This window comes from Spirosoma foliorum (genome assembly GCF_014117325.1).
Taxonomy (GTDB): Bacteria; Bacteroidota; Bacteroidia; order Cytophagales; family Spirosomataceae; genus Spirosoma; species Spirosoma foliorum.
In genome coordinates this window covers 7,223,032-7,245,505 of sequence record NZ_CP059732.1, presented here as the reverse complement: position 1 = coordinate 7,245,505, position 22,474 = coordinate 7,223,032, and the positions used below count along the sequence as shown (strand labels likewise).

Genomic DNA, 22,474 nt, shown 5'->3' with positions numbered 1-22,474 from the left:
AAATTAGTTGATATTAAGATGTTTAACTTTACTCCGGTAGTTCGCGTACTATTACTAATAAACGTACTGGTTTTTCTGGTTACGAATGACGCCATTATTGACCAATTTGGGCTTCATTCGTTCCTTTCTGATCAATTTAACCCTATTCAATTACTGACGCACATGTTTTTACATGGTGGATTTAACCACATTCTCAGTAATATGATTGGATTGATTGTCTTTGGACCAATGCTGGAGCAGTTTTGGGGGCCGCGCCGATTTACGTTTTTTTACTTTTTTTGCGGGTTTGGCTCCGCATTATTATTCTCAGCGGTAAACTATTTTGAAATGCACGACGTATATGAAGCCATTCAGGCTTATCGGGCAAATCCTAGTTTTGAGAGTTTTTCAGCCTTTATCGACCAGCACGCTGGTTCGTATTACGACCGATTAGTACCGTTTATTGAGCAGTTTAAGAAATTCCCAAACGATAGCAAAACCATTCAGGATAGTATTGCTATCGCCAATAAAATCTTCACCAACCAGGTTGATGAACCGATGGTTGGTGCATCTGGTGCTGTTTTTGGGGTAATAATGGGATTTGGACTATTGTTTCCGAACACTGAGTTATTTTTATTGTTTCTACCTATACCGATTAAAGCAAAGTACCTCGTTATCATGTACGGGGGCTATGAACTTTATTCAGGCATTTACCGGGCGCAGTCAGATAATGTGGCTCACTTTGCCCACATAGGTGGAATGTTGTTTGCATTTATTCTTATAAAATACTGGGGTTCCCAACGAAAAACGTTTTACTAGTGATGAGCGGCTTATTCGAGGATTTTCGGAGCGAATTCAATAAGCCCAACAATACGTTGGTGCAATTGATTCTCATTAATACAGTTGTGTTTCTGGTACTTCTGTTGACCAAAGTTGGGTTGACATTAGGCGAGAGAGACTATGTGTATGATTTCATTAGGTCGCAGTTGATGCTGCCCGGCACTATTACGGCTTTTGCGCATAAACCCTGGACGCTAGTCACATACTTCTTCACACATGATGAGATTTTCCACATTCTCTACAACATGTTGTTCCTGTACTGGTTTGGTCGGTTAATTGATGAATATTTAGGCAATCGTCGATTGATCGGTCTCTACATTATGGGCGGTCTGGCAGGTGGCTTACTTTACCTGGGCATGTATAATCTGGTCCCCTACTTTCAGCACTATGCAGAAGGGGCTCGTATGTTAGGGGCATCTGCGGCAGCTTTTTCAGTTGCTGTTGGCGCTGCCACACTTTTGCCAAATTATACGTTTCACCTCCTCTTTTTCGGCCCAGTTCGGATTAAATACATTGTTTTCTTTTTCATTGTGCTTTCAGTTGCCCAATCGGCGGGAGCTAATGCAGGCGGGAATCTGGCTCACTTGGGGGGAGCACTAATGGGCTTTTTCTACGTTAAATTGCTTCAGAATGGAACAGACCTTGGCCGTCCAATTTATTGGATTGCCGACGGCTGGAGTAATTTACTGAAACCTAAACCAGCTGTTAAGGTATCCTATCGTCAGCGAAGCAATGCTAGTACACAAGCCAACGCTTATGCTTCATCAGCAGGTACTTCGTCGCCAATATCAACGCCTGATCAGGATGAAGTCGATATGATTTTAGATAAAATTTCACGATCAGGTTACGAAAGTTTAACGCGGGAAGAAAAACAAAAACTTTTCCGGGCCAGCCAACGAAATTAATAGCCAGGCCTATCAATAATCGGTCATTATTGGGTCTGTTTACTCGTTTACAGTTCTTTTTAAAATCTAAGCCTTTGGCGCCAACGTATATATACAGAGGCACAGGGGCTTAGATTTTTTATAGTTCGTAAAAAATATAGTAGCTTCGTTGTTTCAATACAATGGGCAAACCGATCCAGAACAATCTATTCTGGGTGTGTGTTGTTGTAAGACAGACGTTTATCTGCTACCATCATGCTGATTACCCCTGGCAGTCTTTTGGCCACAATTAATACTCCCGACGATCTTCGTAAACTCGATAAATCCCGCTTACCCCAAGTAGCCGATGAGCTTCGCCAGTTTATTATTGACGATGTTTCGGTTTATGGCGGCCATTTTGGAGCCAGTTTGGGCGTAGTTGAATTGACCGTTGCCCTTCACTACGTTTTTAATACGCCCGATGATCAGCTTATTTGGGATGTAGGCCATCAGGCTTATGGCCACAAAATTCTGACGGGTCGGCGGGAGCAGTTTCACACGAATCGCTTCTATAAGGGCTTATCTGGTTTCCCAAAACGGAAAGAAAGTCCTTACGATTCATTCGGTGTAGGTCATTCGTCTACGTCGATTTCTGCGGCATTGGGTATGGCCGTAGCCTCCCAATTACAGGGAAACTTCCAGCGTAATCATATTGCCGTTATTGGTGATGGAGCCCTTACGGCGGGTGAAGCCTTCGAAGGCATGAACCACGCGGGTGCCACGGACAGCAATCTGCTCATTGTGTTGAATGACAATTGCATGAGCATTGACCCCAATGTAGGCGCTCTGCGTGAATACCTGACTGATATTACAACATCGCAAACCTACAATAAGGTAAAAGATGAGGTCTGGAATCTGCTCGGGAAGATGGACAAGCTGGGCAAAACAGCGCAGGAGTTAGTTTCGCAGGTTCAGTCGGGCATCAAGAGTTCGTTGCTAGAACAGAGTAATTTGTTCGAATCGCTTCACCTACGGTATTTTGGTCCAATAGATGGCCACGATATCGACCACCTGGTGAGCGTTTTAGCCGACCTCAAAAATATTCCGGGTCCAAAGCTGTTGCACGTCCTGACGGTAAAAGGTAAAGGTTATGGCCCGGCCGAAAAAGATCAGACGAAATGGCATGCGCCCGGTTTGTTTGATAAGGTGACGGGAGTTATTCAGAAGAAAGTATACGATACCCCACAACCACCAAAATATCAGGAGGTTTTTGGAAATACACTTGTCGAGTTGGCCGAACAAAATTCCCGCATTGTGGGCGTAACACCAGCCATGCCGTCTGGCTCATCGATGAATATTATGATGAAAGCCATGCCAAAGCGGGCTTTCGATGTGGGTATTGCTGAGCAACATGCCGTAACTTTCTCGGCAGGGATGGCTACGCAGGGCGAGGTTGTGTTCTGCAACATTTACTCGACGTTTATGCAGCGGGCTTATGATCAGGTTATCCATGATGTTTGTATTCAGGAGTTACCCGTTATTTTTTGCCTCGACCGGGCCGGATTCGCTGGAGCTGATGGGCCAACTCATCACGGCGCCTACGATTTAGCCTTTATGCGCTGTATTCCGAACATGATTGTGGCCTCCCCTATGAACGAGCAGGAGTTGCGGAACATGATGTTCACAGCGCAATCCGATGAAATACAGAAAGGCAAACAAGCCTTTACGATTCGATACCCACGTGGCGAGGGCGTAATGCCTAACTGGCGCACCCCATTCGAAAAACAGACGGTCGGTAAAGGGCGACTAATCAGCGACGGCGAAGAGGTTGCCATTCTGACCATCGGCCACATTGGTAATTATGCCGTTCAGGCCACCGAAATGCTGGCGAAAGAAGGTATCCGGCCTGCACATTTCGATATGCGTTATGTAAAGCCACTGGATGAAGCATTATTGCATCAGATTTTTAGCCGATTCGACCGTGTTTTGACCGTTGAAGACGGTTGTGTTATGGGTGGTTTTGGCAGTGCAGTACTCGAATTTATGGCCAATCATGGCTATATGGCCCGTGTAAAGCGGTTGGGGATTCCCGACGCGGTTATTGAACACGGTGAGCAAATCGAGCTGCATCGCGAGTGCGGCTTTGATCCTCAGGGCATTGCCGATGCGGTTCGTGAATTGTTGTTTACAGGCCGAGCCATAACGGTATAAGAGTTTCTTTTTCGACAGGATTGCGGGATTAACAGAATGAAGCCCATTCTGGTTAATTCCGCAATCCTGTCTATTTTTTTTCCAGTCTATGAAAGTTTTCAAATTTGGTGGTGCTTCCGTAAAAGATGCCGCCGGTGTACGTAACCTGGCCGAAATCGTCAGAACACAGGGGCAGGATGCACTCGTAGTTGTATCAGCAATGGGCAAAACGACCAACGCACTCGAAGACCTTGTTCGTGCTTATGTGAATCGTCAGCCCGAAAATATGACGGCAGCTCTGAAAACAATAAAAGAGTTCCACTCCCAAATCAGCCACGAACTCCTTGGTGAGTTGACCCCAATTCAGGAAACGTTCGTACAACTGGAATCGCTTTTATTGCCCCCAGCCATTGCCCTCTACGACGAAGTATACGACCAGATTGTGTCTCTGGGCGAGATACTCTCTACTCAAATTGTTGCCGCTTATTTACAAAAAAACAATATTGCTGCTCAATGGCTCGACGCCCGACAGCTGATCTGCACCGACATAACCTTTCGGGAAGGGCGCGTTGACTGGGCGGAAACCGGCAAACGGATCAAACAAAGTGTGGCCGGTAGCGGAGTCAAAATAACTCAGGGCTTTATTGGCCAAACCCCAACGAATCGGACAACGACCCTCGGTCGTGATGGGTCCGATTATTCCGCTGCCATTTTTGCTTATTGCCTTAACACCGAGAGCGTCACTATCTGGAAAGATGTAGCCGGTGTACTAAACGCCGACCCAAGGTGGTTTGATGAAACGATTTTGCTGGATAAACTGACGTATCAGGATGCGATTGAGTTAGCGTATTATGGCGCTACGGTCATTCATCCGAAAACGATCAAACCGCTGCAAAACAAGAACATACCGCTTTATGTTAGGTCGTTTTTAAAACCAGAAGCCCCCGGCACCATTATCGGTAATTTTGAGCAACACCTGTCAACACCATCCTTTATTTTTAAGGTCAATCAGGTTTTAATTTCGCTGCGTCCAAACGATTTTTCGTTTATTGCCGAAGATAATTTAAGCCGCATTTTTGGTCGTTTTGCTCAGGCTGGCGTGAAAATCAACCTCATGCAAAACACGGCGATCAGTTTTTCGGTCGTTGTCGATAACAACCAAGATCGGGTACCGACTTTACTGGAGCAATTGAGGCAGGATTTTCGGGTTAGTTATAACGATAATCTGGAGCTGATTACAATTCGGTATTACGATCAGGGAACCATTGATCGGGTGCTTGTAAACAAACGGCTATTGTTAGAGCAAAAAAGTCGCTACACAGTACAACTGGTCGTTAAGGATTTAGGATAATCAACTAATTAGTTATGAGCGTCGGGAAAGGGGTTGTTTACAGTTTGTTGTTGGCTAATCTACTGGCTATTGTCTCTAACGCCCAATCTCTTTCCGAATCGATTCGCCTGAATCAACTCGGTTTTTACCCGAATGCCCCAAAAGTGGCTGTTGTGTTAGGGGATGTTAGCGGCCCGTTTCAGGTAACTACACCCGACGGGAAGAAAGTCCTTTTTTCAGGCATGCTTAGCCAATCCCGGCAAAACACTATTTCGGGTAAAACTACCCGAACGGCTGACTTTTCGGCTTTTCACACAACCGGAACATTCGTTCTTGCCATCCCCGGTTTAGGCCAATCCTACCCATTTGCAATTCGGCCGAACGTACATCGTACGCTGGCCATTGGGGCGTTGAAAGGGTTTTATTACCAACGAGCTTCCATTTCCTTACCCGAACCCTACGCCGGCCAATGGCACCGACCCGCTGGGCACTCCGATACGCATGTACTAATTCATCCATCGGCGGCATCAGCTACGCGTCCGGCCGGAACAACTATTTCATCGCCAGGTGGCTGGTACGATGCAGGCGACTATAACAAGTACATTGTTAACTCAGGTATTACGATGGGGACGTTGCTGTCTCTTTATGAAGACTTTCCTGACTTCTGCCGTACGATAAAAATCAATATTCCTGAAAGTAAAAACAACCTGCCCGACTTATTGGACGAATCGTTATGGAACCTTCGCTGGATGTTAACTATGCAGGACCCAACCGATGGGGGTGTTTATCATAAGCTGACCAATGCGCGTTTCGATGGAATGATCATGCCCGATAAGGCCGATAAAGATCGCTACGTTGTTCAGAAAAGCAGCACTGCGACACTAGACTTTGCCGCTGTGATGGCGCAGGCAAGTCGGGTGCTTCGGCCTTACGATCGAGAGCTTCCTGGTTTGGCCGATTCCTGCCTAACAGCCGCCGTTCGTGCCTGGCAATGGGCGAAGCAGAATCCCAATGCCCGCTACGATCAGAATGCCATGAACGGACAATTCGACCCGGATGTTGTAACGGGCGGTTACGAAGATCGGGATGCCAGCGACGAATGGATTTGGGCCGCAATGGAACTTTATCTGACCACGAAAGACGATACGTATTATACCGCCGTCAACTTATTCCCTGACGAGAAAACGCCACTCCCCTCATGGCCACAGGTCCGTACATTAGCCTATTATTCATTTGCTCGGTTAGCTAAAAACTTGACTCCCATTGGTCAAAAGGATTTGCCGCAACTGACCAATCGCCTGATTCAGTTTGCCAATCAACTTCGAGAAGGCGTGGATAAACAGGCTTTTCAAACGGTGATGGGTAAGTCCGCTAGTGATTATATCTGGGGAAGCAGTGCCGTTGCCGCCAATCAGGGTATTGCCTTGATCCAGGCGTATCGGTTAACAAACGACCGAACGTATCTTGATGCCGCTTTGAGCAATCTCGATTATTTGTTAGGCCGTAACGCTACTGGTTATTCGTTCGTAACCGGTTTTGGCAGCAAAACACCTCAACACCCACACCATCGGCCTTCGGTAGCAGACGGTATCGAAGCCCCTGTTCCGGGCTTATTATCGGGTGGAACAAATGCCAATGCAGCCCGTCAGGATAAATGTACTGGCTACACAACAACCGTTGCCGACGAGGTTTATCTCGACGATGCCTGCTCCTATGCCTCCAACGAAATTGCCATCAACTGGAATGCTCCGCTGGTTTATCTGGCAACAGCTGTAGAAGCCTTACAAAAGAAAGCGAATTACAGCGCGCTTCAAAAATGAGTTGATGGTTTTAACCGAACCCTTAATTAAACTGTAGATTGAGACGTATGAACGACCAAGCCATTAGCATTCGGGATAATTTACAGGACATCTACAAGGATGTATATACTACCGAAGCCCTTACGGCATTGTCTGCCCTAGCCCACTTTAATACCCGCATTAAAGACGTTATGGCTACGCGCATGCAACGAAGAGCAACGCGTCAGCAAAGTCAGACAAGAATCAATTTTCTTGATGCAGCGAGTACGATTCCCGGAACGGCTATCACCGTTCAGGATGCTCGCAACGGAAATTTTGACGGAGCTGTTATCCCTGCTGATTTACAACGGCAGTGGATTCAGGGAACAGGCCCAGCGGCCAAGCCGAATGCCCCGGTCGAAAATAGTATCCGGAATGTGGCTTATGCCCTACTTTCGGGTGCCGATGGCTGGATGTTCGATGGTGAAGATGCCCTCGGACAAATCACCACCATGTCGCTTGATAATCAGCGAAACCTGAAACTGGCCATTCACAAAGACCCGCTGTTTCTAAAAGTGGCTGAACAGGTAGCTTCGGAAATGAATCGATGGGCAAAATCCTTTTTAGGGCGAGAAACAATTGCCGACTGGAAAACCCAGCTTGATTTTACCACCAAGATATTTCGGGCGCGCGGCCTTCACCTCGATGATCGGCATATTCGCGATGCAAATGGCGTGGCAATAGCCGCTTCTATTGTCGATGCCACACTTTATGTCGTCAATAATTATAAGGCGCTACAGGAAGCGGGGTCATCTATCGTATTATATCTACCGAAAATCCAGACCGCCGAAGAAGCTGGCGTTTGGAATGAGCTATTGAGCGCTCTGGAAAATCATGTTGGCCTCGAAATTGGTGCGATAAAGGTCTATGTACTTGTTGAGCAGCTCGAAGCTACCCATCAATTAATGGAAATTCGGGCCGTTCTCGGTAAGCATTTTGTGGGTTTCAACACGGGTCGCTGGGATTATATCAATAGCGTATCGGACGCGATGGCGTGGGATAAAACCTTTATCAACCCGAATATTGAAGCCATTACCATGACCTATGGCTACATGCGTAATTATGAAGACCGCGTCCGACGGGCCGTCAATACGCCCGACAAAAACGGTAATTTCGCGCTTTGGCAGGGCGGTATGGAACCTAACATACCTGTTGGTTCCGAAGAAGGCGTTTCGGCCAGCATGAAAAAAGCCGTGGCCGGTGCCGAACGCGAACAGCGCGAAGGTGCCAGTGGTAAATGGGTTGCCCACTGGAAAATGGTCCAAATTGTGCGACCTGTTTGGGAAAAAATTGGTGCTGCCAATCAGTTAGGCCGCGAATTTCCACGACTTACGTATACCCAGCAGGATGCCGATGGGCTAATTCTCATCGAACCCGCTCCTACCGACATTCGGGGTGCGCGGAATCTGTTGAGTGTTGCTCTACAATATGGTAATGCCTTTGGTCAGGGGATGCAGGCAGCAGCCCTGAAACCCGCCGATTTCTTCGGCAACGATGATATTCTGTATCTGATGGAGGATATGGCCACGGGGGAAATCCGGTTGAGTATTCTCTGGGAGTGGATGCATAAGGGGGCTATTCTTACGGAGGATGACCTAGAGACGGGCACAAAAGCCGGAGCTGTATTTTCGGAAGCGTTGTATCAAAAATTATTAGATCAGGAATATGACAAACTACTGAAAGCCGCCAACAAGGATGTCTACGACGCATCGAAAACCACCACGCTACCCATAGCTCGTGAAATTGCCGATGTGTATATGGTAAGTGAGGTTAAGCCCCCTTGGTTTATTGATTTACTGAACATCAACCTCAACAATACCGATCTGGCTATAGCGAAGCAGCGAATCCGTTTATACATGGATACGCTAATCAACCAGGGTACTCGCATCACAGAAAACCTCGATTTCATATGTTGAAGTTACGCACATCCTTCAATGGAAAAATCTAAGCTTACGTTTGTCATTTCGACTGTAGGGAGAAATCTCAACTTTCTCATTAGTTAAAGTTGAGATTTCTCCCTACGGTCGAAATGACAAACGGGCTATTATTCTCTATGCTCTACAAAGGGAATAGTAAGCCTGTTTGCCCTATCTTTGAGGTCAGGAAGTCCAACGCTACATGTATGCATTACGGTTATTTCAACGGTACTATCGCTCCTACCGACCAGTTGGCTGTCGGGGTTACGGATCTTAGCCTACTTCGGGGCTATGGTTTATTCGATTATTTCCTGACCTACAACGGGCGTCCTTTTCAGTGGGATTGGTATTGGGAGCGATTCCAGAATTCTGCCTCCCGGATGCACCTGCCTCTACCGATTGGCAAAGATGAAACTTACGCCATCTTACTGGATTTGATTGAGCGCAGCGGTGGCGTTGATGTAGCCTTCCGGTTTGTAATGACAGGCGGTTACTCGGCTGATAGCATTTCGATTGAGCGCCCAAATCTGCTTATTCTGACCGAATCAATTCATCCAGTGCCACCAATTCAATACGAGAAGGGCATTAAGGTAATTCTGGACGAATATGTTCGGGAGATGGCCGAAGTGAAAAGCACGGACTATAAACGGGTGATTTTAATGGCCCAAGCCATTAAATCGGCTGGCGCTTCCGATCTATTGTATCAGAAAGGCGGAGAAATCAGTGAGCTGAGCCGAAGCAATTTCTTTATCGTGAAAGGCGATCGCCTGATAACGCCCAATCGGCATATTCTGCACGGCATTACCCGCCGAACAATCCTTCAATTAGCGCAAAACGACTTTCAGATCGAAGAGCGGCCGGTATTACTCTCCGAACTTTATGACGCCAGCGAAGCCTTTACAACTAGTTCGACCAAGAAAGTGCTTCCTATTGTTCAGATTGGCGAACTGACAGTTGGCGACGGTAATCCGGGACCAACCGCTAAATTTCTCTTAGAGCGATTCGATGAGCTGATAAAAACCTGGTGACTTTCAGACCTATAAGGTTTCCCAAACCTTATAGGTCTATCTGGCTTAGTAAGGAAGCATACTTTAGAATAACCTCTTTATTCATAACCTCCTCCTGCCCTATTCGTCCAAGGCAAGGCAATCCAGTGTACGACAGAATAAATGATTCGGTAGCCTCAACGGTTGGCCCGTTGAACAGAATGCCCAACAGTGGAATATTCCGACTTCGGCAGGCTTCGACCGATAGAAGGGTGTGGTTAATACTGCCCAGATAATTTCGGGAAACCAGGATAACGGGCAAGCCTAGGTTCTTCACCAGATCAATAGTTAGATCATGGTTATTCAGCGGCACCATTAATCCCCCAGCCAGCTCGATAATCAGATTTTGGTCTGTTTCGGGTAAAATGATTTCGGTTAAATCAATTGTCACTCCGTCTATCTCGGCAGCAGCATGTGGAGATAGGGGTTGTGTCAATCGATAGGCTTCTGGATGAAACTGAGAGGTCGGATTGCTGACCAATCCGCGCACAACATCCGTATCAGAATTTGTCAATTCCCCTGATTGAATGGGTTTCCAGTAATCGGCTTTCAGGGCTTCTACCAATACGGCTGATGCAACCGTTTTCCCTATTTCTGTGCCAATTCCGGCAACAATGATTTGATGCGACATGGTAAATTTATCCGTTGAGTTAGCCCAATAAGGTCTTTTGTAAAATCGTTAATAGCTGGTCAATTTCTTCGTTCGTATTAAAGGAATGAATACACAGCCGCAACCGCTCCTGACCAACTGGAACGGTTGGACTTAAAATAGCCCGCACATCTAAGCCAATGGCCTGAGCCTCGCTTGCCACATAACGAGCACTGTCGTTTCCGGGAACAAGCAAGCATCGTATCGGCGATTGACTGTTTGTCCAGGTAGCATCCGGCAACAATTCGCTGACACGCTGGCGGAAATACGTAAGCCGCTTATACAACTGAGTCCGGTTTGCAGTATTTGTTGTTACATACACATGTGCACAACGGATAGCGAGCAGGCTGTGGGGCGGTAAGGCTGTTGTATAAATGAATGGACGGGCAAAATTAATGAGGTAGTCTCGCAGAACAGTTGGTCCAACCACGGCAGCTCCATGAACGCCCAACGCTTTCCCGAATGTATGAACCCGGGCAAACACTCGATCCTGCAAACCCAATGCCGCCACTAAACCTTCTCCATTTGACCCATAAAGACCCGTTGCGTGGGCTTCATCGACAATCAAAGCCGCGTGATAACGGTCACAGAGGTCGGCTATTTCACACAAAGGGGCCGCATCGCCATCCATTGAGTAAATGGATTCAACTGCTACAAACACCTGCCCTTCTAATGGAGACTCATTCGTCTGTTTAAGTTTATCTTCCAGATCCTGTAAGTCATTATGTCGAAAGCGATGGCGGGTTGCATAGCTGAGCCGAGCGCCATCAATCATACTGGCGTGAATTAGCTCGTCGGTCAGAAGGGTGTCTCCTTTTCGGGGTAGGCAGGACAGTAAACCCAGATTGGCATCATAACCCGAATTGAAAATCAACGCGGCTTCGGTACCGTAAAATCGAGCTAGTTCTTCTTCAACCACATTAGCCAGGGTAGTTTGCCCGGCCAATAACCGCGATCCTGTAGCGCCAATACGAGCACGTTTCTGTGCTTTATCCATTTTTTGGATAGCCGCTTTCAGTTCGGCCGACCGGGCAAAACCCAGGTAATCGTTCGAGCAAAAATCAACTAAACCATCGGCTGTTCGGAGTTGACGAAGCAGGCCTCTATGTTTATAAACTGCTAATCGTTCTGATACTAGCTGGGCAACTGAGTGCATCAATGTAGCCATGCTACAAAGGTAAATCGTCCCTATTGAATGATGAGTTGTTTTAAAGGGCTAATTACGAAAATGTGTGTAAGTCGTTAGTTATCCACATGTTGATTGTGGATAACTTCGATTTGAGAAAATATTACTGCTGAATTTTCGAATAAATAGGTACATCTGTTAACCTTACGTTAATATGGTAACCGATTAGCTATCTATTGAGAGAATAATTTTACCGAATTGCTTGCCCGTCTCCATTTTAGTCATAGCCGTTTCGATAGCAGCAAGCGGGAAAACCTCGTCTAAAACGGGCACAATCTGCTGATCATTTACCAACTTAATCATGTCGGCAAACTCGCTTTCGGTACCCATCGTAGTCCCGAAAATGGAAAGTTGTTTGAAAAATACTTTGGGGGGACTAATGTTGGTAATAGCGCCTGTTGTTCCGCCAAAGAAAGCAATCCGTCCGCCCGGAGCTGCCACATCAATGAGTTTAGCGAAACCAGATCCACCTGCACTATCAATGATAACATCGAAGTAGCCACTTTTTCCAGCTCCAACTTGCGTCAATAAAGTTTTATGCCAGTCGTCCTGACGATAATTGACTCCGCCCGTGGCACCGATTTCTTTCGCTTTTTCTAACTTTTCATCAGAACCCGACGTAACCCAGACTTCGGCCCCAACGGCTACGGCAAATTGCAAGGCATACAAGGCGGCACCTCCACCAATACCCGTAATCAATACCTTTTCTGGCTCATTCCCACCACGCTGATTCAACCCCGCTTTTGTCATGAGTGCTCGCCATGCCGTTAAACCAGCCAGCGGCAATGCAGCCGCCTGCTCGAAGGTCAGATGCTGCGGTTTGTGATGGATATATCGACTGCTGACAACTACAAAATCGGCAAAAGTACCGTTGGTAGGCATGCCCAGAATCTGAAAATCAGCACCGTAGAACTTCGGATTATCGCCCCAATTCATGGCTGGATTGATAATAACTGCCTGACCCTGCCAATCTGAATCGACACCTTCGCCCGTATCAACAACGACACCGGCCCCATCAGAACCCAGAATAACTGGCAATTTGATTCCCGGATATAACCCCTGCTGCACGAATACATCCCGATGATTCAGGGAAGCGGCTTGCAGTTTGATCAGTACCTCACCTGGGCCAGCTGTAGGAACTGGCGCATCAATCAGTTGAACAGGTTGGTGAATGCCTTCGAGATAAATTGCTTTCATAGACTGATTCATAATTGTAGGGTGAATTCGTAAACCAATACCGGGCTTTTTATCTTTGCCCAACTACGTTTAACGGGGCTATGATTACTTATCGAGAAGCTACTCCTACCGATGCCGAGCAGATTGCTCAACTGCATAGCCTTAGTTGGCAGCAAAACTACAGAGGTATTTGGAGAGATGAGTTTTTAGATGGTCCCGTACTTGAAAATAGACGTAAAACCTGGCACAGTCGGCTGAGTCAACCTAAGCCAAATCAGCACATTATCGTAGCCGAATCGGCAGGTTTAGTTTGTGGCTTTTCCTGTACGTATGCCGACGAAGATCCTGTTTACGGAGCCCTACTCGACAACTTGCACGTTCAGGCCGAGCAGAAAGGCCAGGGAATTGGCACTATTCTGATCAAATCGGCAGCGCGGTGGGTCTACACGAAAAACCCCCAATCAGGTTTCTATTTGTGGGTATTGAAGCAAAATACCAGTGCTCAAAAATTCTATGCGCACCTGGGCGGAGTCAATCGGGAATTGGTTACGCACGAAACCGCAGATGGAGGCTCATCAGAAGCTTATCGATACGTTTGGCCTGACCTAACGAAATTAATTTGACCAATCGCCTTAATTTTGCCCTTCAATCTTTTACATAAATGATTGATAGTCCGACTTTATGATTCGCTTTTTTAATGAAGATGTGCCTTATAAGCTTCCGAAGAAGCAAGTAACCCGCCAGTGGCTGAAGCAACAGGTTGAGCGGGAAGGCTTTGCCGTGGGAGACTTAAACTATATTTTCTGCTCCGATGAGCATGTGCTACAAGTTAACCGCGACTACCTTCAGCACGACTATTATACCGACATCATTACGTTCGATCAGAGCGAGGAAGATGATAAAATCGAAGGCGATATTTTCGTCAGTGTCGAGCGAGTTGCCGACAATGCTGCCCAACTAGGCGTATCGTCTGAGCAGGAAATGCGACGCGTGTTGGCTCACGGCCTGCTTCATCTATGCGGCTACTACGACAAAACCGATGAAGAAGCGGCCCAGATGCGGGCGAAAGAAGAAGAGTGGTTGAGCCAATACAGTTCTTAGCCTGCTTCAGCCCATGCGCCTATTGATCATTCTGATACTTTTTCTAGCCTATACGGCACAGGCACAGAAAAAAATAGCCATTACCATTGATGATCTGCCGACTGTATCGAAGGTTTATCGATCCCCGTCAGGCCGATTACAGTTAACGAAAAAACTACTTTCGCACTGTACAACGTTTCAGGTTCCGGCAATTGGATTTGTTATCGGCAATTCGTTACTGGCCAATCATCAACCCGATTCAAGCCAGATCAACCTATTAAAACTATGGCTCGATGCTAGCTTTGAATTAGGAAATCATACACTTGCCCATAAAGACTACAATCTCATTTCGTTTAGCGAGTCAAAAGAGGATATCATTGATGGTGAGCAAATTGTGAAGAACCTTGTTCAACAGCGAGGCAAACCCTTCCGCTATTTCAGACACCCTTACCTACGCAAAGGCGATACACAGGCAAAAAAAGATTCACTGGAGCATTTTCTGCAACAGCGAGGTTATCTGGAAGCGCCTGTCACTATCGACAATTCGGACTGGTTATTTTCGGGCGCTTACGATAATGCGATACTCCTGGGCGACACTACGTTAGCCACTCAGGTTGGTAAGCAGTACGTGGCGTATATGCTCAACTGCGTGGCTTATTACGAAGCTCAGAGCGATTCCCTTTTCAATCGGCAGATTTCGCAGACATTGCTACTGCATGCCAACACGATCAACGCCGATTTTCTGGGTGAATTGCTGGCAGGGCTCAAGCAGCAGGGATATACGTTTGTGTCGCTGGAGCATGCATTAACTGACAACGCTTATCAATCGGTCGATCATTTTTATGGAAAAGGCGGCATCTCCTGGCTGCACCGTTGGGCGTTAACGAGAGGTAAACGGGGTACCTTTTTTAAAGGAGAACCGGAGGTCCCGGCAATGATTGACGAGTTGGCGAATCGAACCCTAAACTTACCCAGCCGTTAAGCCGCCATCAATTTGAAGCGCCTGCCCGGTAACAAACGCGTTTTCGTCTGAACAAAGCCACAAAATAGTCTGGGCAATTTCCTCCGGTTCGCCAAAACGGCCCATCGGAACCATTCGGCGCATCCGTTCTTCCATGCCCGGTGCTGTATTAATGAGTTCATCCACCATAGGCGAATGCGTGTACACTGGACACACTGCATTGATTCGGATATGATGCTTCACATATTCCAGAGCCGCCGTTTTTGTTAGTCCAATTACGGCGTGTTTGGAGGCACTATAAGGTGCACCCATCGGCATTCCCCGAACCCCGGCAATGCTGGACACATTTACAATTTTGCCACCAGTGGGGTTGCTTTTTTGCGTTAACATCTGGCGAATCTGGGCTTGCATGCCGTAAAACACTCCACCAACATTTATCGCCATTATCTGATTAAAGTCCTGTTCCGTCTGATCTAGCAACTTGCCAAACTTACCGCCAATTCCGGCATTGTTAATACCAATATCCAGACGACCAAATGAATGAACAGTTTGATAGATAGCCTTTTTAATCTGTTCTGGATCAACAACATTACAAAGAATAAAGACTGCGTTACCACCTTGTTGCGTTATTAATTCAACTGTCTCTCGACCAGTAGATTCATTGATTTCGGCGACAACAACAGTTGCGCCTGCCTTAGAAAAAGCCAATGCTGTTGCCCGACCAATTCCTGAGCCAGCACCCGTTATAAAAGCAACCTGATTCGCAAATGATGACATAGTTACAGCGCTTAATAATGCCTGAAAATAAGGCTATTTTGTGGCTCATTTATCATTTCTATGTCTAGTAACCTAAGAAAATATTCGGTTATCCTGTACATCGTATTCCTGCTCAACTGGGGCGCATTCGGCCTCTGGTTTATCTGGCTAAACGGTGAGCCCCTCAAGCCTGATAAACCAGCAAAAATTAGTCATATTGAGCAGTTTGGGAATCGCTCCGATCGAGGTAATCTGTTAGGTATTCAACCCTGGATGACACCCATCGATTACCAAAATGGGCTAACTTTTCGCGAAAAAATAGCTGGTTACCTACAAACAGCGAAAGATAGCGGGCTAATTACTCCAAAGAAAACAATCGTTATCCTGCCTGAATACCTGGGCTGACGTCGGGAAATTAACCGAAGGGCAAGCCTGGCTTACGCATGCTATGGCAGGACGGGCTGCATCGGAAGCCAATATTACCAAAGGCATGAATGTATTTCTGCGAGGTAACCTGTGGGATTTAGGCACTAATGGTACTACGATTATTTTGGATGAAAACGCTACGCCCAAAACCGTTCAACCCACCTCTCAAGCAACTATAGCTTGCTTATGGCTCTAATTTTCCGCGAAAATCATTTTGTACTTTTTCAATAATATTTCAAAAAATAATAGCCAAATAAGCATAGTGTATATAATAATAACACATTAGCCTTATTGCAGAGTTGGATTTATACCTTATTCTAAAATTTAAAAAATCCTTATTCCAGATGAGCGCGTAGGTACATCACCTTGGTTGCCAAATAACTAAGACAACAAATCACCTAACTATTTTGCTCAATGGAAAACATTACTAATCGGCCCGAAACGCCATCTTCGGCAGCTAGTCGCCGGTCGTTTCTGCGGGTAGCTGGAGCGGCAGCCGTAACTGGCGGACTACTCACAGCTTGCTCTAAAGGGGACGAAGCTTTCGTTAATCCAACTGGAAGCGCTCGTGCTGCTGGCACAACTGTCGCCCTTCCTACTGGTGATGCTGGTGTGCTTGCTTTCGCTTATGTACTAGAACAGCTCGAAGCTGCTTTCTATGAAATGGTGCTTGCAAAACCTTACCCTAACATGTCTTCGGCAGACATGGCCTTATGGACTGACATCCGCGGCCATGAAATTATCCACCGTGCGCTTTTCAAAGCAGCAGTAGGTGCTGGAACAGCAGCCAACGTACCAGATCTGACGTTTAATTTCTCTAGCATTGATTTTAACAATCGTGCAGATGTAATTGCCAATGCAGAAGCCTTCGAAAAAACAGGCGTAGGTGCTTACAACGGTGCTGGTAAGTATATCAAAGATGCTGGTTATCTGACACTGGCAGGTAAGATTGTATCGGTTGAAACTCGTCACCACTCTATTCTGCGCGAATTGCAGTATCCTTATTCTGACGCCTTTGCGGGTCCAACAATCGTTACCAGCGATACGGGCTTACACCTGGCCTATGAACCAACATTTGTGCTCCCTATCGCACAGAAATATATCCTTGAAACACTTGACGCAAGCGCCTTAGTTAAAAGCCTCGCATAAACCACTCAACTCCAATGAACTTACAAAACTTATTCAGCGAAATTGAGAAAGTGGATGGCGAGATCTTTGACCGCTTAGCCCATGTTTCTCGTCGGGGTTTGTTTAGCTCCCTGACCAAAAAAACGATTGCCGCAGCTGCTCCAGCTATTATGGCTTCAGCTTTGACTAAGTCCTATGGGCAGTCTAGCTCATTACCACAAGGCGTGAAAGATGTACTCAATTTTGCACTTGCATTAGAGTATCTGGAGTTCAATTTTTACAACTACGGCCGCAATCTATCAATGATTCCGGTTAATTATCGGCCAGCTTTTGAACTGATTCGTCAACACGAAGAAGTACACGTTCGGCTGTTAAAAACGGTATTGGGTGCCGATGCGATTCCAATGCCTAAGTTTGACTTCTCGGCTAAAGGCACATTTACGGATACGTTTACCAATTTCGCTACGTTCTCAGCTATTGCTCAGACGTTTGAAGATACTGGTGTTCGTGCTTATAAAGGTCAGGCAGGTAATTTACAGGCAGCACCCGCTATTTTGCAGGTAGCTCTGCAAATTCACGCAACTGAGGCAGCTCACGCAGCTAATGTACGTTATATGCGTGGTCAAAAAGGCTGGATCACAGGTGGCACGGCTGCTTTGCAGGGTCTTCCATCTGTAGTTGATGCTAGTTACAAAGGGGAAGAAAACACCGTTCAGGCGGGTGTCGATCTAGCTGCTGCCTTGGCAGGTGATAGCCGGATAACTCCAGCTATGGTGATGCAGGCCTTTGATGAGCCGTTAGACAAGCCTACTATTTTAGGAATTGTTGCGCCTTTCTTTGCGTAACACGCTCGAACTGAATCCACCAATAAACGAACAAGCCGCTGGTAAGTTACCAGCGGCTTGTTCGTTTATTATCAGCTATACTTTAGACCAGTCCAAAAGCGGATAGCGTCACAAATTCGCTTACCCGCGCCTGAATTTCCTCCTGAGTTAAGTTCATAATCCGCTCAGCACCAAATTTCTCAACACAGAACGAAGCCATTGCCGAACCGTAAATAATTGCCCGTTTCATGTTATCGAACGAGATGTCATCGGTTTTGGCCAGATAGCCAATGAATCCACCGGCAAATGTGTCGCCCGCACCGGTTGGATCGAAGACTTCTTCAAGCGGTAGCGCTGGGGCAAAGAAGATCTGGCCTTCGCTAAATAATAAAGCGCCGTGTTCGCCTTTCTTAATAATGACCGTTTGAGGACCCATCGACCGAATTTTAGCCGCAGCACGCACCAACGAGTATTCGTGTGTTAGCTGGCGCGCTTCTTCGTCATTAACCACCAGCACATCAACGAGTTTAAGTAAACTCATCAAATCAGGGTTAGCGATTTCGATCCAGAGGTTCATGGTATCGAGCACAATAAGCTTAGGCCGTTTATGCAATCGCTCAATTACAGTTTGTTGAATAGATGGAGCCGTATTTCCCAGCATCAGATACGTACAATCCTGAAACGAATCGGGAATGATCGGATCGAAGTGTTCCATCACGTTTAGCTGCACTTCAACTGTGTCGCGGCTATTCATGTCGTTATGGTACTTGCCCGACCAGAAGAAGGTCTTCTCTCCTTTCCGAATTTCCAGACCTTCGGTATTGATTCCGTGCTGATTGAGATCGTCAATCATGCTCTGCGGAAAATCGTCGCCCACAACAGCAACCAGATTATTCTCTTTCGTGAAGTACGAAGCCGAAAGGGTGATATACGTGGCAGCACCACCGATGATTTTGTCGGTCTTACCGAACGGGGTTTCCAGGGCGTCGAATGCGACGGAACCAACAGTTACTAAGCTCATTTATTTCTTGGTTTATAATGGTTAGTATTTGGTATACAGTTTTTGGTTTACGGTGGGCTGGCGCATGAATTGCTTATGAATCAGCCCACCGTAAACCAAAAACTGTATACCAAATACCATAAATCTATTTCTTCCGCCCAATGACCGGGCAGCGTTTAAATGGTTTGGTTTCGTCGAAAAGCTTGCGGTACGTAATGTGTGTTTTGACGATTTTTGAACCCAGTTGACTCACAAAGCGAACCATGATTGGGTTGAAATCGCCGACCCAGTTCATTTCTAATTCGGTGTACTGGAAGTTTGGATTATGATCGGCTTCGTGGGGCATTCGAAGGGCGATAGCTGCTTCAACGCCTTTTCCCTGATGCTCAGGTGCTACGCCGAACACAACCCCAAAGGCTTTGTGGTTCGTCTTCAGCAACATATGCCACAAAAACTTCAGCTTACCAATCAGATCAAGCTTACCATTTACGTGTTTGAACACCTGGTTTAATTCGGGCAGACAAACGAAAAAGGCGACTGGCTCACCCTGATAATAGGCGAAATAGATAATCTTTTCGTCGATAACCGGCTTTAGTTTCTGCATCAGCAACTGCGCCTGTGCCGCCGACATTTCCTTAACGCCACTATGGCCACCCCAGGCAGCATTATATATATGTCGGAACTGTTCAGCCGCTGCGGGTAATTGCTTTTTATCGATCGTCCGAAAACTGTAATCGGGGTTGTCATAAATACGCCGAGCACGGTCTTTCACCGCCTGCGACATATCGACTAGTTTCGACCAGGTTGTGGGAATCCCAAATGTGAACTGTTTGAAATAATCCTTGAAACCGTAATTCTCGAAAAAAGGAATGTAATACGGCTTTGTGTACGGCATGCAGTAATTCGGCTCCCGGTCGAACCCATCGACCAGCAAACCCCACCAGCGGTCGCGATCACCAAAGTTTATTGGGCCGTCCATAGCTTCCATACCTCGCTGTTGGAGCCAGGATTTCCCCGCATCGAACAGCGTAAAAGCAGCCTGTTGGTCATCGATACACTCAAAGAACCCGACCCCACCTGTTGGTTGGTCATTGTCTAGATTCGCAATTTCGTGGTCGATGAATGCGGCTATTCGCCCAATGGTTTCGGATTTGTTGTTTAGCAACAAAAACCGAACGCATTCACCATGCTCAAACCGCTTGTTGCGGGCTGGGTCAAATATCTCCTCAACATCGTTATCCAGCGGACGAATCCAATTAGGATCGTTGCGATATAGACGAACGGGAAACTGAATAAATTCTTTCTGATATTGGGCATTTGTGCCCACTTCAACTACCTGCATCCCTGAGCCTAAGCGGGCGATTTGTAAAAACAAAACGCGAATATAGCCAAAAGCTACGGGTCGTGTAGATGAGCTAGCGTTTTACAACGAACAATCCGTAACTTCGCCCTCATGAACAGTATCATTTTTGCTATGCTACTTGAGGAAAACCCTGCTTTATCGACATGCTGTTGTCGCTGAACGCTTTATCTCGCCTATAGATGCCGATCCGGCAACTCAATTCCTTTTGTAGTCTTCCCGAAATAGTCAATCTACCAATGCAACCGCTTCACTTATACAATACGCTTTCGCGTAAAAAAGAACTATTCGAACCGATCAATGCACCGTACGTAGGCATGTACGTTTGCGGTCCGACGGTTTACAATTATGTTCATCTGGGCAACGTCCGTACGTTCCTCACATTCGATACGCTTTATCGATACCTGACTTTCATCGGCTATAAAGTACGGTACGTCCGTAACCTGACCGACGTTGGCCACCTGGTTGGTGATGGTGACGAAGGCGAAGATAAAATCGGACGGATGGCTAAACTGGAAAAGGTTGAGCCGATGGAAATTGTACAGCGCTTCACGAATGATTTCCATACGGTAATGGCGCAGTTCAACACCTTCCCACCCAGCATTGAACCCACGGCCACGGGCCATATGGTGGAACAGATCGAAGCCGTTCAGTCATTGCTCGCGAATGGATTAGCTTATGAATCAAACGGTTCGGTGTATTTCGACATTGAAACCTACAACAAGCGCGGAGGGAACTACGGTAAGTTGTCGGGTCGGATTCTGGACGATCTGCTGAACGAAACCCGCGAACTGGATGGTCAGTCAGAAAAACGCAGCCCGCTCGATTTTGCGATCTGGAAACGTGCAGCTCCTGAGCACCTTATGCGCTGGAACTCGCCTTGGGGCGAAGGTTTTCCTGGCTGGCACCTGGAATGCACATGCATGAGCACCAAATACCTAGGCAAGCAATTCGATATTCATGGTGGCGGCATGGACTTGAAATTCCCTCACCATGAGTGCGAAATTGCGCAAGGCGATGGTTTGAGTGGCGTTGATCCCGTTCGGTACTGGATGCACTCGAACATGCTGACTGTGAATGGCCAGAAAATGTCGAAGTCGCTGGGTAATTCATTTTTGCCTGCCGAGTTGTTTGCCGGTAATCACCCCCTGCTCGATCAGGCTTACAGCCCGATGACGGTTCGGTTTTTCATGCTGCAATCGCACTACCGGAGCACACTCGATTTTTCGAACGACGCGCTTAAAGCCGCGCAGAAAGGCTATCGTCGATTAGCAAATGGGTTGCGAATTGTTAAAACGCTGACCTACTCAGCCGACGAGAATGCTACGGTGAGCGAAGAAAAACAGAAAGAAATCCGGCAAGCTGTTCAACAGTTTTACGAAGCCATGAACGACGACCTCAATACGGCCGTCGGTATTGCTCAGTTGTTTACCTTGCTAAAATACGTCAACATGCTCTATCTGAACCAGCTTCAGTCAGCAGTCCTTGGTGAAGAGGTATTTACTTTGCTGAAAGAGTCGTTCGTATCGTTCATGACTGAAGTGTTAGGTTTGAAAGAAGAAGGCACCGATAACCAGCCTATTCTGGAAGGGTTACTGACTCTTTACCGCGAATACAAAGAGCAACGTCAATATGACAAAGTCGATCAGATTCGCTCTTATTTCAAAGCACAAGGGCTGGCAATCAAAGACATGAAGCACCAGATCGACTGGGCTTATGAAGAGTAAAAAATGAACTGGCGCGAGTATTTACTCGTGCTTATTATATAGCAAGCATTCGCTTGCGTCAGAGAATACTGACTTCATGAATAGGCACGAGTAAACACTCGCGCCAGAAACGAAGCGGCCTACCTGTAATTCAGGCGGGCCGCTTCGCATTTTTTACCTCCCCATTCTCTTCATCTAATTATTTAAACGCCCGACTTTT

At 46.7% G+C, this 22,474-nt stretch carries 21 protein-coding genes; 15 read left to right on the top strand and 6 right to left on the bottom strand.

Annotated elements, in window-relative coordinates:
- The first annotated feature begins 18 nt into the window (after nt 1–18).
- The 7 genes from H3H32_RS30455 to H3H32_RS30425 all read left to right on the top strand — a co-directional run bounded on the left by H3H32_RS30455 (nt 19) and on the right by H3H32_RS30425 (nt 9,984).
- Nucleotides 19–798 (top strand): rhomboid family intramembrane serine protease, encoded by a 780-nt coding sequence (locus H3H32_RS30455; RefSeq protein ID WP_182459513.1) that lies wholly within the window; start codon nt 19–21, stop codon nt 796–798.
- A 2-nt stretch (nt 799–800) separates the two neighbouring features.
- Nucleotides 801–1,724, top strand: a complete 924-nt coding sequence (locus H3H32_RS30450; RefSeq protein WP_182459512.1) for a rhomboid family intramembrane serine protease — start codon at nt 801–803, stop codon at nt 1,722–1,724.
- Between the two features lie 234 nt (nt 1,725–1,958).
- On the top strand, nt 1,959–3,893 hold the full coding sequence (gene dxs / locus H3H32_RS30445) for a 1-deoxy-D-xylulose-5-phosphate synthase (protein ID WP_182459511.1): 1,935 nt from the start codon (nt 1,959–1,961) through the stop codon (nt 3,891–3,893).
- An 88-nt stretch (nt 3,894–3,981) separates the two neighbouring features.
- Nucleotides 3,982–5,223 carry an aspartate kinase gene (locus H3H32_RS30440; protein ID WP_182459510.1) on the top strand — a complete coding sequence of 414 codons (1,242 nt, stop codon included), beginning with the start codon at nt 3,982–3,984 and terminating at the stop codon, nt 5,221–5,223.
- Between the two features lie 14 nt (nt 5,224–5,237).
- On the top strand, nt 5,238–7,022 hold the full coding sequence (locus tag H3H32_RS30435) for a glycoside hydrolase family 9 protein (protein WP_182459509.1): 1,785 nt from the start codon (nt 5,238–5,240) through the stop codon (nt 7,020–7,022).
- A 47-nt stretch (nt 7,023–7,069) separates the two neighbouring features.
- Nucleotides 7,070–8,956 (top strand): aldolase/citrate lyase/malate synthase family protein, encoded by a 1,887-nt coding sequence (locus H3H32_RS30430; RefSeq protein ID WP_182459508.1) that lies wholly within the window; start codon nt 7,070–7,072, stop codon nt 8,954–8,956.
- Between the two features lie 206 nt (nt 8,957–9,162).
- Entirely contained in the window at nt 9,163–9,984 is an 822-nt protein-coding gene (locus H3H32_RS30425) for an aminotransferase class IV (RefSeq protein ID WP_182459507.1), read from the top strand.
- A gap of 28 nt (nt 9,985–10,012) precedes the next feature.
- Here the strand turns inward: H3H32_RS30425 and bioD are convergent, their stop codons facing one another.
- The 3 genes from bioD to H3H32_RS30410 form a co-directional block, all read right to left on the bottom strand.
- On the bottom strand, nt 10,013–10,633 hold the full coding sequence (gene bioD / locus H3H32_RS30420) for a dethiobiotin synthase (RefSeq protein ID WP_182459506.1): 621 nt from the start codon (nt 10,631–10,633) through the stop codon (nt 10,013–10,015).
- Between the two features lie 19 nt (nt 10,634–10,652).
- The gene (locus H3H32_RS30415; RefSeq protein ID WP_182459505.1) at nt 10,653–11,819 is read right to left on the bottom strand and encodes an aminotransferase class I/II-fold pyridoxal phosphate-dependent enzyme; all 1,167 of its coding nucleotides are present in this window, start codon (nt 11,817–11,819) and stop codon (nt 10,653–10,655) included.
- A gap of 183 nt (nt 11,820–12,002) precedes the next feature.
- Entirely contained in the window at nt 12,003–13,034 is a 1,032-nt protein-coding gene (locus H3H32_RS30410; RefSeq protein ID WP_182464531.1) for a zinc-binding dehydrogenase, read from the bottom strand.
- Between the two features lie 80 nt (nt 13,035–13,114).
- On the opposite strand from H3H32_RS30410, the gene H3H32_RS30405 reads away from it, so the two are divergent.
- The 3 genes from H3H32_RS30405 to H3H32_RS30395 are packed head-to-tail and all read left to right on the top strand — an operon-like array spanning nt 13,115 to nt 15,075.
- Entirely contained in the window at nt 13,115–13,636 is a 522-nt protein-coding gene (locus H3H32_RS30405) for a GNAT family N-acetyltransferase (RefSeq protein WP_182459504.1), read from the top strand.
- 58 nt (nt 13,637–13,694) lie between these two features.
- On the top strand, nt 13,695–14,114 hold the full coding sequence (gene ybeY, locus H3H32_RS30400) for an rRNA maturation RNase YbeY (RefSeq protein WP_182459503.1): 420 nt from the start codon (nt 13,695–13,697) through the stop codon (nt 14,112–14,114).
- A gap of 13 nt (nt 14,115–14,127) precedes the next feature.
- A complete protein-coding gene (locus H3H32_RS30395) occupies nt 14,128–15,075 on the top strand; it encodes a polysaccharide deacetylase family protein (protein WP_182459497.1) in 948 nt (315 codons plus the stop codon).
- Here the strand turns inward: H3H32_RS30395 and H3H32_RS30390 are convergent.
- Nucleotides 15,061–15,831 carry an SDR family NAD(P)-dependent oxidoreductase gene (locus H3H32_RS30390; RefSeq protein ID WP_182459495.1) on the bottom strand — a complete coding sequence of 257 codons (771 nt, stop codon included), beginning with the start codon at nt 15,829–15,831 and terminating at the stop codon, nt 15,061–15,063. The two genes, H3H32_RS30395 and H3H32_RS30390, sit on opposite strands and share 15 nt — an antisense overlap.
- A gap of 60 nt (nt 15,832–15,891) precedes the next feature.
- On the opposite strand from H3H32_RS30390, the gene H3H32_RS30385 reads away from it, so the two are divergent.
- From H3H32_RS30385 to H3H32_RS30370, 4 genes are all read left to right on the top strand, one after another.
- Nucleotides 15,892–16,215: a hypothetical protein gene (locus tag H3H32_RS30385; protein WP_182459493.1), complete on the top strand. Its 324-nt coding sequence runs from the start codon at nt 15,892–15,894 to the stop codon at nt 16,213–16,215.
- A 43-nt stretch (nt 16,216–16,258) separates the two neighbouring features.
- Nucleotides 16,259–16,432 (top strand): hypothetical protein, encoded by a 174-nt coding sequence (locus H3H32_RS30380; RefSeq protein WP_182459492.1) that lies wholly within the window; start codon nt 16,259–16,261, stop codon nt 16,430–16,432.
- Between the two features lie 218 nt (nt 16,433–16,650).
- Nucleotides 16,651–17,385 carry a ferritin-like domain-containing protein gene (locus H3H32_RS30375; protein ID WP_182459490.1) on the top strand — a complete coding sequence of 245 codons (735 nt, stop codon included), beginning with the start codon at nt 16,651–16,653 and terminating at the stop codon, nt 17,383–17,385.
- 14 nt (nt 17,386–17,399) lie between these two features.
- Nucleotides 17,400–18,209 carry a ferritin-like domain-containing protein gene (locus H3H32_RS30370; protein ID WP_182459488.1) on the top strand — a complete coding sequence of 270 codons (810 nt, stop codon included), beginning with the start codon at nt 17,400–17,402 and terminating at the stop codon, nt 18,207–18,209.
- An 82-nt stretch (nt 18,210–18,291) separates the two neighbouring features.
- Here the strand turns inward: H3H32_RS30370 and H3H32_RS30365 are convergent, their stop codons facing one another.
- Nucleotides 18,292–19,209 (bottom strand): PfkB family carbohydrate kinase, encoded by a 918-nt coding sequence (locus H3H32_RS30365; RefSeq protein WP_182459487.1) that lies wholly within the window; start codon nt 19,207–19,209, stop codon nt 18,292–18,294.
- Nucleotides 19,210–19,333: 124 nt separating this feature from the next.
- The gene (locus tag H3H32_RS30360) at nt 19,334–20,530 is read right to left on the bottom strand and encodes a hypothetical protein (RefSeq protein WP_182464530.1); all 1,197 of its coding nucleotides are present in this window, start codon (nt 20,528–20,530) and stop codon (nt 19,334–19,336) included.
- 257 nt (nt 20,531–20,787) lie between these two features.
- Between H3H32_RS30360 and cysS the strand changes: the two genes are divergently transcribed.
- Complete coding sequence (cysS, locus tag H3H32_RS30355) at nt 20,788–22,275, top strand: cysteine--tRNA ligase (RefSeq protein WP_182459485.1); 1,488 nt, start codon at nt 20,788–20,790, stop codon at nt 22,273–22,275.
- The last annotated feature ends 199 nt before the right edge of the window (nt 22,276–22,474 follow it).